At 73.3% G+C, this 15,036-nt stretch carries 14 protein-coding genes and 1 pseudogene; 1 reads left to right on the top strand and 14 read right to left on the bottom strand.

Annotation, left to right across the window (positions count from 1 at the left end):
* Nucleotides 1-56 precede the first annotated feature (56 nt).
* Nucleotides 57-1,310 (top strand): FAD-dependent oxidoreductase, encoded by a 1,254-nt coding sequence (locus tag ACSTA4_RS10745; RefSeq protein WP_444963398.1) that lies wholly within the window; start codon nucleotides 57-59, stop codon nucleotides 1,308-1,310.
* 196 nt (nucleotides 1,311-1,506) lie between these two features.
* On the opposite strand, the gene ACSTA4_RS10740 is transcribed toward ACSTA4_RS10745, so the two are convergent.
* The 14 genes and pseudogenes from ACSTA4_RS10740 to ACSTA4_RS10675 form a co-directional block, all read right to left on the bottom strand.
* The gene (locus tag ACSTA4_RS10740) at nucleotides 1,507-2,526 is read right to left on the bottom strand and encodes a glutathione S-transferase family protein (protein ID WP_444963397.1); all 1,020 of its coding nucleotides are present in this window, start codon (nucleotides 2,524-2,526) and stop codon (nucleotides 1,507-1,509) included.
* Between the two features lie 115 nt (nucleotides 2,527-2,641).
* Nucleotides 2,642-6,145, bottom strand: a complete 3,504-nt coding sequence (locus ACSTA4_RS10735) for an OmpA family protein (protein WP_444963396.1) — start codon at nucleotides 6,143-6,145, stop codon at nucleotides 2,642-2,644.
* A 16-nt stretch (nucleotides 6,146-6,161) separates the two neighbouring features.
* Complete coding sequence (locus ACSTA4_RS10730; RefSeq protein WP_150253311.1) at nucleotides 6,162-6,563, bottom strand: TadE/TadG family type IV pilus assembly protein; 402 nt, start codon at nucleotides 6,561-6,563, stop codon at nucleotides 6,162-6,164.
* A complete protein-coding gene (locus ACSTA4_RS10725) occupies nucleotides 6,560-6,940 on the bottom strand; it encodes a TadE family protein (protein WP_444963395.1) in 381 nt (126 codons plus the stop codon). The genes ACSTA4_RS10730 and ACSTA4_RS10725 overlap by 4 nt, the downstream gene beginning before the upstream one ends.
* A 323-nt stretch (nucleotides 6,941-7,263) precedes the next feature.
* Nucleotides 7,264-7,311: pseudogene (locus ACSTA4_RS10720) on the bottom strand (hypothetical protein); the annotation flags it as partial.
* A gap of 44 nt (nucleotides 7,312-7,355) precedes the next feature.
* Nucleotides 7,356-7,526, bottom strand: a complete 171-nt coding sequence (locus ACSTA4_RS10715) for a hypothetical protein (protein WP_416029253.1) — start codon at nucleotides 7,524-7,526, stop codon at nucleotides 7,356-7,358.
* Nucleotides 7,527-7,553: 27 nt separating this feature from the next.
* Complete coding sequence (locus ACSTA4_RS10710) at nucleotides 7,554-8,120, bottom strand: type II secretion system F family protein (protein WP_444963394.1); 567 nt, start codon at nucleotides 8,118-8,120, stop codon at nucleotides 7,554-7,556.
* A gap of 323 nt (nucleotides 8,121-8,443) precedes the next feature.
* A complete protein-coding gene (locus ACSTA4_RS10705) occupies nucleotides 8,444-9,334 on the bottom strand; it encodes a type II secretion system F family protein (RefSeq protein WP_444963393.1) in 891 nt (296 codons plus the stop codon).
* A complete protein-coding gene (locus ACSTA4_RS10700) occupies nucleotides 9,322-10,680 on the bottom strand; it encodes a CpaF family protein (RefSeq protein ID WP_444963392.1) in 1,359 nt (452 codons plus the stop codon). The genes ACSTA4_RS10705 and ACSTA4_RS10700 overlap by 13 nt, the downstream gene beginning before the upstream one ends.
* Nucleotides 10,677-11,450: a hypothetical protein gene (locus ACSTA4_RS10695; protein WP_444963391.1), complete on the bottom strand. Its 774-nt coding sequence runs from the start codon at nucleotides 11,448-11,450 to the stop codon at nucleotides 10,677-10,679. Before ACSTA4_RS10695 ends, ACSTA4_RS10700 begins: the two co-directional genes overlap by 4 nt.
* Nucleotides 11,450-12,124 carry an SAF domain-containing protein gene (locus ACSTA4_RS10690; RefSeq protein WP_041552444.1) on the bottom strand — a complete coding sequence of 225 codons (675 nt, stop codon included), beginning with the start codon at nucleotides 12,122-12,124 and terminating at the stop codon, nucleotides 11,450-11,452. Before ACSTA4_RS10690 ends, ACSTA4_RS10695 begins: the two co-directional genes overlap by 1 nt.
* A 21-nt stretch (nucleotides 12,125-12,145) precedes the next feature.
* On the bottom strand, nucleotides 12,146-13,009 hold the full coding sequence (locus tag ACSTA4_RS10685; protein WP_444963390.1) for a hypothetical protein: 864 nt from the start codon (nucleotides 13,007-13,009) through the stop codon (nucleotides 12,146-12,148).
* Nucleotides 13,003-13,554, bottom strand: coding sequence for a hypothetical protein (locus tag ACSTA4_RS10680; protein WP_444963389.1), 552 nt, complete (start codon nucleotides 13,552-13,554; stop codon nucleotides 13,003-13,005). The genes ACSTA4_RS10685 and ACSTA4_RS10680 overlap by 7 nt, the downstream gene beginning before the upstream one ends.
* A 597-nt stretch (nucleotides 13,555-14,151) precedes the next feature.
* Entirely contained in the window at nucleotides 14,152-14,721 is a 570-nt protein-coding gene (locus ACSTA4_RS10675; protein WP_444963388.1) for a DeoR/GlpR family DNA-binding transcription regulator, read from the bottom strand.
* Between the last annotated feature and the right edge of the window lie 315 nt (nucleotides 14,722-15,036).

The following is a 15,036-nucleotide window of genomic DNA, read 5'->3' as shown; positions in this document are numbered from 1 at the left end:
GGAGCGGGCGTTTCCTCCCCGCCCTGAAGGACGGGGTATCCACGCCCAACAAACAGATGAATGAACGAACGAGCGAGCGTACGACCTGCGTGGTCGTCGGCGGCGGCCCCGCCGGAATGGTGCTGGGCCTGCTGCTGGCCAGGGCCGGCGTCGAGGTCACCGTGCTGGAGAAGCACGCCGACTTCCTGCGGGACTTCCGCGGGGACACCGTGCACCCCTCCACCCTGGAACTGCTGGAGGAACTGGGCCTGTACGAGCGGTTCGCCCGGCTGCCGCACAGCAGGCTGGACGAGGTGGCCTTCCCGCTGGGCGGGGGCCGTACGGTGACCATCGCCGACTTCCGCAGGCTGCGGGGGCTCGCCCACCCCTACATCGCGATGGTCCCGCAGTGGGACTTCCTCAACCTCATCGCCGAGGCGGGAGGCGAGGAGGCGGCCTTCACGCTGCGGATGGACACCGAGGTGACGGGGCTGCTGCACGAGTCCGGCCGGGTCGCGGGCGTGCGCTACCGGGACCTCGACGGCGACGGGGAGATCCGCGCCGACCTGACGGTGGCCTGCGACGGGCGGTGGTCGCTGGCCCGCCGCGAGACGGGCCTGGTGTCCCGGGAGTTCCCGGTGGGAATCGACGCGTGGTGGTTCCGTCTGCCCCGCGAGGCGGGGGACCTCGCGACCCTGACCCCGCGTGCGGCCCCGGGCAGGTTCGCCGTGGTCATCCCCCGTGAGGGCTACCTCCAGATCGCCTACATCGGACCCAAGGGCGCCGACCGCGAACTGCGCGCACGCGGGATCGGGGCCTTCCGGCGCGACCTCGCCGAACTCATGCCGGAGCTGGCCGACCGGGTGGGGGCTCTGCGGTCCATGGACGAGGTCAAGCACCTGGACGTGCGGCTCAACCGGCTGCGCCGCTGGCACGTGGAGGGCCTGCTGTGCATCGGCGACGCGGCCCACGCGATGTCCCCCCTCGGAGGTGTGGGGATCAACCTCGCCGTGCAGGACGCCGTGGCCGCCGCGACGCTGCTGGCCCGGCCGTTGAAGGGGCGTTCGCTCACCTCCCGCGACCTGGCCGCGGTGCGCAGGCGGCGGATCGTGCCGACGGTCGCCGTCCAGACGCTCCAGCGCATCATGCACCGGGGGCTGGCCGAACCGATCATCAGGGGTGAGCGGCAGGGCCCGCCCAAGCCCGTGCTGGCGGCCCTGGACCGCGCGCCCTGGCTGTCTTTCGTGCCCGCCTACCTCATCGGCAAGGGCCTGCGCCCCGAGCACATACCGGGCTTCGCCCGCCGCGGCCCCGCACGCGCGACCCGGTAGAAGTGGTGGGCCGGTAGGGGCGGTGGCCCACTCCCTCCGCCGTGAACTTGTGCTTATAGCGAGGTTGGACGGTCGAGACGCACTATAAGCACAAGCTCGTCCCAGGCCGGAACCCTGGCGTCACACCAGCAACGGTTCCGGCCGGTCCGCCAGCGGGCAGGGGCGCATCAGGAGGGGCGCGGCCGGGGCGCGAGGGTCAGGAGATGTCGGGGACGCGCTCGCCCCTCGGGACCGGCCCCGGGGCGGTCCCGACGCCGAAGGGGCTGCCGCCCAACTCCTCGCGGTGGTGCGGGGTGAGCCAGCCGCGCGGATCGGGCCCGGCGGCGATGATCCGCGTGGGGTTGATCCCCGTGTGGACCCAGTAGTAGTGGATCCGGACGTGATCGAGGTTCGTGGTGTCGCCGAACCCCGGCGTCTGGAACAGGTCGCGGGCGTAGGCCCACAGCGCCGGGTACTCCGACAGCTTGCGGATGTTGCACTTGAAGTGGCCGTGGTAGGCCGCGTCGAAGCGCACCAGGGTCGGGAAGAGCTTGATGTCGGCCTCGGTGATCGAGTCCCCGACCAGGTAGCGCCGACCGGAGAGGCGCTCCTCCAGCGCGTCGAGCCTGGCGAAGACGGCGGCGACCGCGGCGTCGTAGCGCCTCTGGTCGGGGGCGAACCCGGCCCGGTACACGCCGTTGTTGAGGTCGGTGTAGACCTCCCGGGAGAGGGCGTCGATCTCGTCGCGCAGCGCGGACGGGTACAGGTCCGGGGCGCCGTCCCTGACCAGGCCGCCCCACTCGGTGTCCATGTCCCGGACCAGCTGGTCGAAGTCGTTGGTCACCAGGTGGCCGCTCTCCACGTCGACCAGGCCGGGGACGCTGACCCCGCCGTCGTAGGAGGGGTCGCGCGCCAGGTAGGCCTCGCGCAGGGCGTGGATGCCCAGGACGGGGTCCCTGTCGCCGGGGCTGCCGGTCGCCTCGGTGAACACCCAGTGCGGGTCGCCCTCGATGACCTCCTGGCGGGGGTCGGTGACCGCCAGGGAGACGGCCTGTTCCAGGCCCATGAGCCTGCGGGTGATGACGACCCGGTGCGCCCAGGGACAGGCGCGGCTGACGACCAGGCGATAGCGGCCGGGCTCGGCCCGGCGGCCGAAGCGGCCGTCTGCGGTGACCCGGTCGGCGAAGGCCGCCGGGTCGCGGGTGATCTCCTCGGTGGGCATCTGGTTGGCCCTCATCTGCGACCCCCTCGTCACGCTGGCGGGACGCGGCCGGAGCCGCGCACACTGTCCGTGCAGTGTACGGAGTCGGCTCCGGCCGTCCGCGCCACGACACCTGGGGTCGGGCCCCGGGTCAGGAGTTGTCCCGGGGACGCCAGGTCCTTCCGCGCCCCGCCTTCTTGGGTTTGCGGAGCAGGGGCCGGGACGGCTGGGACTCGTCCGACTCCCCGCCCTCGGCGTTCGGCACGGGGTGCTCGGCGACGGCTCCGGCGGGGGCGGTGGCGTTCCTGCGTTCGGCCCTGGTGCGCCTCTCCAGGCGCTCCGCGCGGCTGGTGAGGGGGTCCGCGCCGGACGCGGCCGCGTTCTGGGCACGGGCGCGGGCCCGTTCGGGGCGTGCGGGCTGGTCCGGGGGCGCGGGCTGCTCGGACCGCGCCGCCGGAGCGGACGGGGTGGACGGGGCAGGCGAAGCGGGCGCGGTCCCGCTCGGCTTCGGTAGACGGGAGCGCACGGCGCGCTTGGCGGCCTTGCGGACGGGGGCGGCCTCTTCCTCGGGGGTCCGCTCCTGCTGGGCGGGCGCCGTGCGCGTCTGCTGGGACGGGCGTTGAGCGCGAGCGGGAGAGGCGACCACCGACGGGACCGTGCCGGTGCTCGGACGCCCGGGGGCGGGCCTGGCGGGCTCGGGCTCGGGCTCGGGCTCACGCTGCTCGGGTGCGGGGTGCTCGGCGGCGGGCCTCGCGGGGGCTGTCTCCTCGGACGCGGGGCGCTGGGCTGCGGGCTCCGCGGGTGCGTTCTCCTTCGGCTGCTCCGTCCGTGCCGGGGCGGTGACCTGAGCGGAGGCGTCGGCCCGGGCCGCGGCGGGCTCGGGAGCGGTCTCCTCGGGCGCGCGCTGCTCCCGGGCCGCGGACGGCGCGGGCGCGGACAGCTCGGAGGCGTACTGCTCGGCGGAGGGCCGTTCGGAGGCGTCCGCCGTGGGAGCGCCCTCCTCCTGGGCTGCCCGTTCCGGCGCACGCTGCCCGGGCACGGCCTCCTCGGCGGCGGCCTTCTCCGGAGCGGGTTCGGAGACGGCGGGCCGCGCGGCCCCGGACGGTTCCGGCGCGGTCTCCCGGGAGACCCGTGCCTCGGAGGCGAGCTGCTCGAACGCGGACAGGTCGGGCACGGCCTCCTCGGCCGCGGACGGCTCGGGGGTGGAGCGGCCCGCCCCGGTGTCCGGGGATTCCGCGTCCGTCCGCGCGGTGGCCGCGCGCTCGGACTCGGAAGGCTCGGACGCCTCCTTCCGGGACTCCGCCGCCTCCGGAACGGAATGGGCGGCGGTGGGCGGCGCGGAAACCGCCGCCTCGGGCGCGGCCTCCGCAACTGCGGACGACCCGGAAACCGCCTCCTCGGAAACGGACGGTGCGGACGGGGAAGGCCGCGTCGCGCCCTCCTCCACGGCGGGCCGCCCGATGACGGAACCGTCCGACCGGGTGTCCGACCGCGCGGAAACCTCCGACGCGGCCGTGGTCAGCGCGGTGTCGTCCGGCTCGGCCCCGGACCACAGGGCACCGGCCCGCTCGGGTACGGACGGCGCGGCGTCAGCCGACTCGGTCGCGGACCGGGCGGTGTCGGCCTTCCCGGCCGCGGGCGCGTCGGTCTCCCAGAAGTCGGTGTTCCAGACGTCGGCGTCCCAGAAGCTCTCCTCCGAGGCGTCGGCCGCCTTGGCCTTCCTGATCCCCTTGGTCCTCCTGGGCTTCGCGGCCGTCTCGGCCTTGCGCTCCTTCTCCTCGCTCACAGCGGCATCGACCGTATCGACCGACTCGGTCGGCTCAGCCGTCTCGATCGCCTCGTTCGTCTCCGCCGTCTCAGCGGCGACCTGCTCCCCCAGGGCGCCGAGGAACGGCTCCGCGAAGGAACCGGCCTCCTCTTCGACGGCCTCTTCTTCCACGGCCTCGGCGGCCCCCTGGCTCGGCACCCGCTCGCCGGTCTCCTCCAGGGCGGGCGAGGAGTGGCGGTAGGCGCGGACGGCGTCCATGACCTCCTCGGCTGTCGCGCCGGGCCAGGAGCAGTGGAAGACCGGGTTGAGCGGAGGACTGGTCTCGGTGATGAGGCCGTCCTCCTCGATGACGCAGCTTCCGCCGAGCGGCCAGCGTCCGAGGACCACGGCCGTGATGCCCTGCTGCTGCCCGTGCAGCAGCAGACCCGACAGCGCGGTCTCGTGCTCGGAGGTGGGTGAGGTCACCAGGGCCAGGGGCGTGTGCGGCCGCTCTCCCGGCTCCTCGACGATCTGGTGCAGCTCGCGCTGGAGGACGGTCAGGGCCTCCTCCATCGTGCCGACCATCCGCACGGGCTCGCAGGGGTGCGCGCGCAGCAGGTCTCGGCCCCGGTCGCCCACCAGGCGGGCGGCCTCGGCCTCGGTGAGCAGCACGCGCACGGAGTCGTCGTTGAGGCGGTCGAGCGCGTTGACGATGAGGCGCCGGGCGGCACCCGCCGCGCCCGGGCCGGTGATGCCGAGGCCGGGCACGTGGTCGAGTTCCACCGTCACCCGCTCGTCGATCTCGTCCCCGGGGGTGGGCCGGGGCGGCGGAGCGGTCAGGGCCAGGCGGCGGGGCGCACGCGGCAGGCGGGGCAGGCTCAGGCTGACGCCGGGCATACGGACGCCCCGCTTGCCCAGCAGGTATCCCCCGGCCAGGCCAGCGAAGGCCACCGCTCCGGTGACGGCGCCGTCGGGGATCTCCACGACCAGCACGTTCTCGCCGTCCTCGGCGGCCTCGGCCGCGGCAACGGCCGCCGCCTCCACGGGGTCATCCTCCTCGACGGGGGCAGCGGTCTCCCCGGCACCGGTGTCCGGCGTCTCGGCGGCCATCACACGCGACTGGAGGGAGGTCGGCTGCGGGACGACGGTGTAGGCGACCTCGGCCCTGCGCTGGGCGGCGGCGCCGCCCTCGCGGGGCTGCTCGGAGCCGACGCCCTCCACCGTCATCTCCGGGGCCTCCTCGCCCAGGACCTCGTCGAGGTGGTCCGCGACCGCCTGGGCCCGGCGCTCGGACAGCTCCTGGTTGACCTGGGCGTTCCCGCTGGGGTCGGTGTGACCGGTGATGCGCACGGGCGTCTCGGTGTCGCCGTAGGAGTCGATCATGTCCGCGACCGGCGCGAGGTCGTCGCGCATCTGCTCGGTGAGCTCGGCAGAGCCGACGCCGAAGCCGGAGACGGTGCGCACCCGCTCGACGGGCTGCGCGGACGGGGCCTCCTCGGGAGCGGGGGGCGCGTCGGCGTCCTGCTCGCCGTCCGCCTCGCGGTCCTCCTGCGTGGTGACGGTGTCGGCGAACGCGGTGGCCGGGGCGACCGCCACGGTTCCCACGGCGGCCGCCGCCACCACCTGGAGCGGTCCGAGGGGGCGCAGCCTGCGGGGCATGCCGCGCAGGCGGGCGAAGGTCTCCACGACCAGTCCGGCCGCGTACAGGCCCCACAGGGCCCACAGCACGGTGATGAGCAGGGCGGTGAACACACCCGGCGGCAGGCGCCAGCCGCGCAGGTGGGCCGCGGCCACGGCCCAGGAGTCCGGCAGCTCCGGCCAGGGCAGATGCCACAGGAGCAGGTAGGGGATGCCGAGCAGGATCGCTGCCGCGAGCAGGAGGGCGCTCAGCCGTCGGATCTGGGTCATGTCCGCCTCACTGGAGCTAGGGAGTCGGCTGGGTGTGGGGACGTGCGGTGGCCGTGGCGTCGACGGTGGTCGAGCCCATCGGTAGGAGGGTGAAGGAGTAGTCCACCGAACAGGTCACGGTCACGGTGTCGCCGCTGACCGCGACCGTCCCGGTGGCACCGGCGGCGCTGAGGAAGGACTGCGCGGCGGCGGAGGCCGCCGAGGGGTCGAGGGCGACCTCGCTCGTGCCCTCGCGGTAGGAGGCCCAGTCGAGCTGCTGCACGCCCGCCCGGGCGGCCTCCTGGGCCAGGGTGGCGGCCTCGTTGCGGGCACGCAGCAGGCCGCCGCCGTCGGTGACCAGACCCAGGCAGAGGATGAAGGCCGAGGCCAGAATGGCGACGAACGCTGTTGTCTGGCCCCTGTCGTCCGTGCGTCTCACGGCTGCCCCCTGAAGGTGTCGACGACGACGGTGGCATCTCCGGTGACCGTGAGCGTCCCAGGGACACCTAGTCCGGTCAGATCGCTCAGTCCGACGCGGCACTCGACCACGGCGGTGACCGCCCCTCCGGGGGTCAGGCCGCCGTGGTCGAGGCTGACGGAGTGGTCGCCGCAGGCCAGGCCGTTCTCGGCGAGGGAACTCGCGGCGGTGCTCGATGCAGCCCCCTCTGCAGCGGCCACACTGCGTTCGAGGGAGGCCGCCCGGGCGGCGGAGTGCGCCACCTGGTCGGCGGTGGAGTTGGCGTCCGCCACCCTCCCGGCGAGCACCATGAGAAGTGCGAACGCCAGGAGGGCGGGGGTGAGGAGTACCAGTTCCACCGACGCTGAGCCATGGTCGGCACGTCCGGACTCCGCCGGGTGAACAAGGTTCACGGAGCTGCCTCCGAGGGGACGAAACGCTCCACGGGCGCGGTGACCTCATGGCCCACCGGCCAGCTGAAGCCGGGGACGATGCTGGGCACCTCAGCGTCCACCACCACGCGTACCTCCTCCGCACTACGGTTGACGGACACGTCGAGGCCGGAGAGGAAAGAGCTTCCCCCTACCTCAGCCACCGACGTGCCACCTCCCGCTGTCCGAGACTGCTCAGCGGTCCTGCGTGCGATGTCGGCCACGACATGGTCGCCGTGCATCCATAGGGCCGTCTGGACGACAAGCAGGACCAAGAGCAGCAGCGTAGGAGCGGCCACGGCCAACTCTGCACTGCCGCGGTCGTCCCGAGGAGGTTGCACGCTCAGCCCGTGGGAATCTTGTCGATCTCGGCTCTCACGAAACCACCGATGGCAACTGTCGCAGCAAGGGCGAGGCCGATCAGTACTGCGGTGATCATGACGGTCTCGGTGGAGTAGCCATCGTCCCTTCGACTGAGCAGCAGGGAACTGAGGTAGGCCGTGATGCGTTGCATCAGAGTTCTCCAGATCGTGTTGATATCTCATGAGCTGAACAGGATGTGGCTCATCGCCGGGTAACCCAGCAGGGCCAGGAAACCAACGAAGAGCAGAACCACCGGCAGGCTCATCCGCTCGGTGGCGGACTGTGCCTCGGCGTCCATTTCAGACAGGAACTGAGTGCGCAGTGTCTTGGATTTAGAAGCCAGAGAACTACGAATGCGCGCGCCGTCCGCTCCTGCGAGCTGAAGGCTGGCTGAAAGCTCGGCAAACTCAGAAGTGTCGTAGCGCTCACCGAGGTCGCGCAAGGCGGTCCAGGGCGGCTGCCTCCTGAGCACCGCTTCGCGCAGACTGTCCCGGATTCGGACCATGGCCCACCCATTGCCCGCAGCCCCAGCATCGGCAAGAGCACCGTTGACGCCTGCTCCCCCAGCCAGGGACACCACGACCAGATCAGCGAAACTCGCCAAGGCTCGGCGCATCTGCTCTCGACGCTTGTTCGCCTCATCGCGCAGAGACAAGTCAGGGGCGAACCAGGCGACCACGGCGAACAGCGCCCATAGCGCAACAGCCAAGGCGGTGGACGGAAAGAATCCAAGCAGGGAAAGCATGCCACCCAGCAACGGGGGAAAAGCCAGGCCTAGGAGTAACGCGGTGAACTTCTCGGCAAGGTAGGACGCAGAATCGCGCTCGCATACACGCAGGTCACGGCGAACGCGAGGGCCCGGCATGCCGAATCCATCCAGGATCGGAACACCGATCCTTCCCAGGCGTGTCAGTACCCCCGTATCAGGGCTCGCCACCATGACGGGTCGAGGCGGGGGCGGGGCAGCCAGGCGTTCCGCGAGAGTGGGCCGAGCCCAGCGGGCAGCGAAGAGCGCCCACAGGGCAAGCCCAAGTGCAGCACCAGCGAGCGTTGCGGCCAGGACGGGGGTCATCGGACGGCCTCCGAGGCACGGGCAGGGGAAGAGGCGGGCGCGAGCACCCTAGGCCCCAGGTCGAAGCGAGACATGCGTTGCAGCCACACAAGCGCGGACGCCCACAACACGCCGACACCCGCAAGCATCGTCTGACCGATGAACCCGTCAAAGGGCTCCATGTATTCGCGGTTGAACACCAGCAGAAGCGCGGCCATACCCAGAGTCGTGCCAACGATGATCCGGGTGGACGTACGCAAACGTGCGCGGCTGGCGGCCACCCTCACCAGCATCGCCGCCTGTTCACGTGCGGCCTCGGCCAAGCTGCCGAGCAGCGTCCCCAGATCGGTGGCGTGCCTTGTAGCAGCCGTACTCAGCGCTGCGGTTACCAAATCCGCAGTGGGGTTGTCCACCTCGTCCGCGAAGGCCCGCAACGCACCCTGCGTGGGCTGACCGGCCCGCAGCCGCTCCGCCAGTCTGGCGACCGGTTCCCTCACCGGCTCCGGCGCGATGGGCACCGTGGCGGCCACGGCCTGGTGCAGACCGGCCGCACCGGCCATCAGGTCGCGCAGCATCTCGGTCCAGGCCGCGACGGCCTCGACCCCCGCCACCTGTTTCTCATGACCGCGGTCGGGACCCAGCACCGCCGGGCCCCACCAGCAGCCCGCGGCGGCGAGCACACCGGCCACCGGCCACCCGGTGACGAACCAGACCAGCAGGCCGCCGACGATCGCGGCGACCAACCTCAACGGCCGCTGCTGGCCGAACAGGAGCGCCCGCCACTGCGGAACCCGCGAGGTACGCGAGCCGCCGGACGCCGCCAGCGACGCCAGGGCCAGCCACAGCCCCGCGCCGAGCAGGACGCCCGCTGCGGCGACGAGCAGAACAGGAGTCGTCACCGCGCCCACCCCACCGTGTCCGGGCTCAGCATCGCCGGGTCGAACCCGGCCTCGGCCAGGGCGTCGAGCGTGTTGGGGCTGGGCGGCGCCGCGGGCAGGGGCCCGTTGCGGTCGCGCCGGTAGACCTCGTTGGAGACCACGTTCTGCCCCTCGGCGCCCACCACCTCGCGCACGCTCGTGACCATGCGCCCGCCCGTGGGCAGCGCCGACACGTGCACGACCAGGTGCACGGCGGCGGCCACCAGGGACGCGGTGGCGTCCAGGGGCAGGCGCTCGGCGGACTGGGCGGCGTAGGCGCCCAGCTTGGTGAAGGCGCCCGCGGAGTTGGCGGCGTGCAGGGTGGTGAGGCTGCCGTCGTTGCCCTGGCTCATGGCGTTGAGCAGCGGAACGGTCTCGTGGCCGCGCGTCTCACCGACGATGACCCGGTCCGGCGACATGCGCAGGGCCGTGCGCACCAGGTCGGCGATGGTGATCTCGCCGACGCCCTCGACGTTGGCCGGTCGGGCCTGGAGGGCGACGCAGTCGGGGTGGGCGTCGCGGTCGCGGTCCAGCCCGAGTTCGAAGACGTCCTCGATGGTGACGAGGCGTTCGTCCACGGGGATCTCGGCGGCCAGGGCCCGCAGCAGGGTGGTCTTGCCCGCGCCGGTGCCGCCGGTGATGACCATGTTGCGGCGGGAGCGCACCCCCGCGCGCAGCAGGGCGACCAGGATGTCGTCGATCGTGCCCAGTCCGTGGAGCTGTTCGAGGGTGGTGCGGCCGTAGCGGTGGCGGCGGATGGACACCGAGGGCTGCCGGGCGACCTCCATGACCGCGTTGAGGCGCTCGCCGCCGGGCAGCTGCATGTCGAGGATGGGCGCGCCCGGGTCGAAGCGGCGCTCGCCCGTGGCGGACTCCGACGCCAGGCGCCGGACCAGGGCGACGACCTCGTCGGGGTCGGCGAAGAGGGAGTCGTGCCGCTCGCGGCTGCCGTCGGCGCGGCGCACCCACACGTGCACGCCGTTGATGTTGATGTTCTCGATCCCGGGGTCGTCCAGGAGCGGCTGGAGGGGGCCGAGCCCGCACACCCGGGCCAGGGCACCGGCGGCGACGGAGGCCTCGGTGGTGGCGTCGAGCACCTGCCTGCCCTCGGACAGGGCGCGGCTGGCGTCCTCGTCGAGGATCTGGGCGATGACGCGTTCGGCGCGGGCGCGGTACTCCTCGGGCGTGTCCTCGGGTTGGCCGCGGGTCTCCTCGCTCAGCCGCCGGGTGGCCTCGGTGACGGTCCGCTCCACGCGGTCGGCCACGGTGCGGGCCCGGTCGGTGTCCAGGAAGTAGCCGTCGGTGATGTCGTATCCGGCGTCGTGTCCGCTGCTCATGCGTGGACCCCCGTCGCCTCGGGCGCGGGCACCGGGACTCCGGTGCCGTCGGCCGGCTCAGCGGGGCGCACGCCCTCGGCGAGGTCCTTCGCCAGGCGTGCCGCCGCCTTGAGCAGGGGCCTGCGCTGCGGCTTGCGGAGGTTGGTCTCCCCGCGCAGGAAGGCCGCGGAGCGCGCGTCGTCGGGGAGTCGCCCCCACACGCCCGGGCCCAGCGCGCCCTCGATCTCGCGGACGTTGCCGGAGCCGCCGACGACGACGGTGCGCAGGCGCGGCAGGCTGCGGGTCAGGGCCTCGGAGGCCTCCTTGGCCCGGCGCAGCTGCGCCAGGTCGTCGGCGACGAGCAGCAGGGCCTCGTCGGCCCAGGTGGCCAGTGCGGCGGCGGACGCGCCGGGGGTCAGGCGGCCCAGGTCCAGGACGACCGCGGGCCCGTCGGCGGAGACGAGCACGCCGGGGTTCTGGGCGAGCAGGCGCACGGCGCCCTCGGCGCGGTCGGCGGTGACGGGCGCGTGGCACACCGACAGCCCTCCGGGGAGGACCTGGGTGTGCGCGGCCAGGTCGGCGGAGGCCCCGCCGTGCCGGGCGGCGGCGGCCAGGCCGGTCAGACCGGGGTCGGGCTGGAGGCGGCGCCAGGTGGCGACGTCGCCGCCGGAGGCGTCGGTCTCCACCAGGACGGCTCCGGCCCCGTCGGGCCAGACCGCGGCCAGCGCCATGGCCGCGCAGGTGACGCCGGGTGCTCCGCCCAGGGAGAAGAGCGCCACGGTCCGGGGCATCACGCGCCTCCCCGGGGGTTGACCTGGACGACGCTGACCCGCTCGACGGCGGCGGCCGAGGCGATGGCGGCGGCGTCGGCGGAGGAGGCGACGAGTTCGAGTTCCACCGAGCCGTCCTCGGCGGCGGAGGGCTGGACGTCGCGCACGAGCGCGCGGTAGGCCTCCACGCCGCCGCCCGTGGCGCCCTCCTCGGGGTGGACCACCACGGAGACCGCGGCGCCGGGGCCGATCGAGGCGGGGAAGCGGCCCACGCGCAGGGCCACGCCGAGCACGGCGCGGTCGCGCTCGGGGAAGGCGGCCTCGGTGCCCAGGGCCGCCTCGGGGAGGAGGCCGCCCTCGGTGACGGGCACGGTGAGGGTCTGGCCGACGGTCGCCTCCAGGCGGTCGGCGCCGACGAAGGAGACCCCGTCGGCGACAGAGATCCGCGCGACCCGCAGGTCCTCCGCGGTCACCACGTGGCCCGCGGGCAGGTCGGTGTCGGCGACGAGCACACCCTGCCGGTCGTCCATCTGCTCAAGGGCCACCACTCCGGTCAGGCCGCCCGCGGTCATCATGCCCAGGGCCAGGACCAGCCACCGCCAGCGGCGGGGTCCGCTGCCCAGGAGCCGCACCGGAGGGGTCTCCCCCTGCCGCGGGGAGGCCGCGGGGGCCGGTGCCGTCTTCGTGTCCACCACGTCTGTCGTCTTCTTTCGGTGTTAGCGGTTGCCGGTGCCGGTGACCAGGCCCTGGGATTCGTCCACCTGGAGTTCGACCTGCGAGGTCGTGGTGACCGAGTCGAGCGCGCCCGTCTCGCCCCCGGCGAACTCGCCCTCGGAGAGCTCCCAGCCCACGTCCCAGCCGACCTCGACGGAGACGGGATAGACGCCGCCGGGCTGGCTGGCGGAGGGCAGGGTGTAGACGTGCCCGCAGTCGGGAGAGGCCGACTCGGGGTCGTGCACGGCCGGGTCGAAGGGGGTTCCGGGGCCCTCGCAGCGGATCTGCGTGCCGTCGCCCAGGTTCCAGACGGTGGCCGTGGGCGTGGCGGTGACCGTGAGGGACCAGTCCTGGACCTCGGCGGAGGCCTCGGCGGCCTCCCAGTCCTGGGACTCCACCCACAGCCACACGGGGGTGTTGACCAGGACCAGGGAGTCGCTGCCCGGGGAGGTCTCGATCCGGGGCGGGGGCAGCTCGAAGTCGGCCATGGACTCCTGGATGAGGGTGACCGGGTCGGTGGGGGTCTCCCCCTCGCCGGTGTAGTCGATCGCCTCCCAGTCGATGGCGTCCCAGTCCACCTGGGACCAGTCGATCGCGTCCCAGTCGATGGCGTTCCAGTCGACGCCGTCGGAGGGGGCGGCCGGGGCGCCCGGGTCGCCGGAGCCCCCCGAGCCGCCGGAGCCCTGCTGACCGGCGTGGGTCTGCCACCAGCGCAGCAGGATCGAGCAGCCCAGGCCGCCCGAGCTGCCGCACTCGACCTGGCCGAGGAAGGAGCCCTCGTCGGCCTGCGCCGGGGTGGCGACGGCTCCGGCCGCCAGCAGGGTCAGTACCGCGGCCGTGGCCGCGGGTCGTACGAGTCTCAGCATGATCCCGCTTCCCAGATCCTGAGGTCGGACACGCGCCAGGCGAGTCCGTCGTGAACGAGTGTGGCCTCGACGAGGCGCGGGCCCTGCCCGGAGGAGGAGCCGCCCATGCCGAGGTTCCAGCCGGAGTCGTCGAGGCAGTCCTCGACCGTCGCGCTGTCGGGTCCCTCGACCGCGGCGACGGGTTGGAGGACGGGTTCGCCGGTGACCTGCGCACCGGAGGTGCGGGCCCCCTCCAGGGCCGCGCTCATGAGGGCGTAGGCGCCGCCCACGGCGTAGTCCCGGAGTTCGGAGGGGACCTCGCCGCCCTCGTGGGAGGCGGCCACGACCGTGTCCCACATGCCGGTGTAGGCGGCGAGCGCCGCGGCCTCCTCGTCGCCGGACGGGGCTGCCGGGGAGCTCGGTGCGGCCTCCGCCCCGGAGACCGCGCCCTCGGAGACCCCGCTTCCGGAGGATGAGCAGCCCGCTGTCAAGGCGAAGACCGCGCAGAATCCCGCGATCGCGGCCGCGCGCGGGACGGCGCCGGTTCTTCTCGCGGCTGTCGTCATCGGTGCGTTCTCCACTGCCGGGGAGGGGGAGGGGTGGTGCAGCATGGCGGAACCGACCCGGTGAACGGGCCCTTTCCCTTCCGACGAGGGGCGGGGGCGGTCTCCTGCGCCGGGAGGTCACGGGACCGGACGCGGAGGCCGTTGAGTGGAACGGGCGGAGGAGGGGACCCCTCGCCCGGGTTGCGGTCCGCCGCGGGCCGGCGTGACCTGGGTCGCGCGGGGCGGAGCCCGAGGACTGACCGAAACCACGTGGTATTGGTTGGGTTTTATCTGTCCTTGCGTGAGCTTATAGAGAAGTCGCCTGCCGTAACAACCCCCCGTGCCCCTTCTGTGACTGTGGACCGGCGGAGCTTCCGGACATCAGCCTCACAGCAACCCGAGAAGACCACGCATCCGCAGCCCTGCGACAAACACACGCAAAACAACATCTGAACGACACCGCTTTCGGAGCCGGTTCCCCCGCCTCCGACCCGCGGAACTGGTCGGAGACGGGGCGGGGAGGGCGCCGCGGTGTGGAGCGCGACACATCCGTCGGCCGCCGGACGCGTCCGGCGGCCGACGCGTTCGTCACCGGACGTGTCCGGCCCCGGACGGGGTTCAGACCACGCGCACGCGCGGTCCGCGTCCGCGCAGCCTCCGGACGTCCTCGGGGTCGGTGCCGGTGTCGGTGATGAGGCAGTCCACCTCGTGCAGCCGCGCGAAGCGGGAGATGCGGTCGCCGCCGATCCTGGTGTGGTCGGCCAGCAGCACGGTCCTGGACGAGGCCCGCACCATGGCCTGCCTGGTCATCACCTCCGCGGGGTCGGCACAGGTCAGGCCCCGCCCGGGGGACACGCCGTCGGCGACGATGAAGGCCACGTCGACGTGGAGCTGCTCCAGCAGGCGCACGGAGGCGAGAGTGGTCCCGGCCGCCGCGCTCACCCGGCCCCCCAGGAGGTGCACGGAGAGGTCGCGGCGCGAGGCCAGCCCCAGCGCGGCCGGGACCGAGTTGGTCAGGACGCTCAGCCCGCACCCGGCGGGCAGCAACCACGCGATCCGCTCCGCCATCAGCCCGGCGTCGAGCATGATCACCCCGTCCCTCGGCAGTTCCGCCAGGGCGGCCCTGGCGATCCTGCCCTCGGCGGCCGAGAGCCGCCCCGTTCCGGACGGTGTCGTCGTGGCGCTCACTCCCGCTGTCTGCCTGACAACCGTGGCGCCACCGCTGAGACCACTCACAAGGTCCTCCGATCCGTCGATGGTCAACCCCTTGGCCGAGGGGGCGACGGGCCCCGGCCCGGCGAGTGAATTCGATCGGGTCCTCTGCTTCCTCACGAAGAGAGCATCCCGGCCGAAGGGGAACGGTATGCGAATACCCCCGCTGTTCGGGGAAAACCGTTGCGAAATGGCAACGTCACCCTGGGTGCGGGCCTCGCACGGGAGCCGCCGACCTGCGGGTCGGGCACCGCGGCGGCGGCGGAGCGGCGGCGGGACGGAGAGGAATCC

This window comes from Nocardiopsis sp. M1B1 (assembly GCF_052466615.1).
This window is presented reverse-complemented; position numbering and strand designations above follow the sequence as displayed.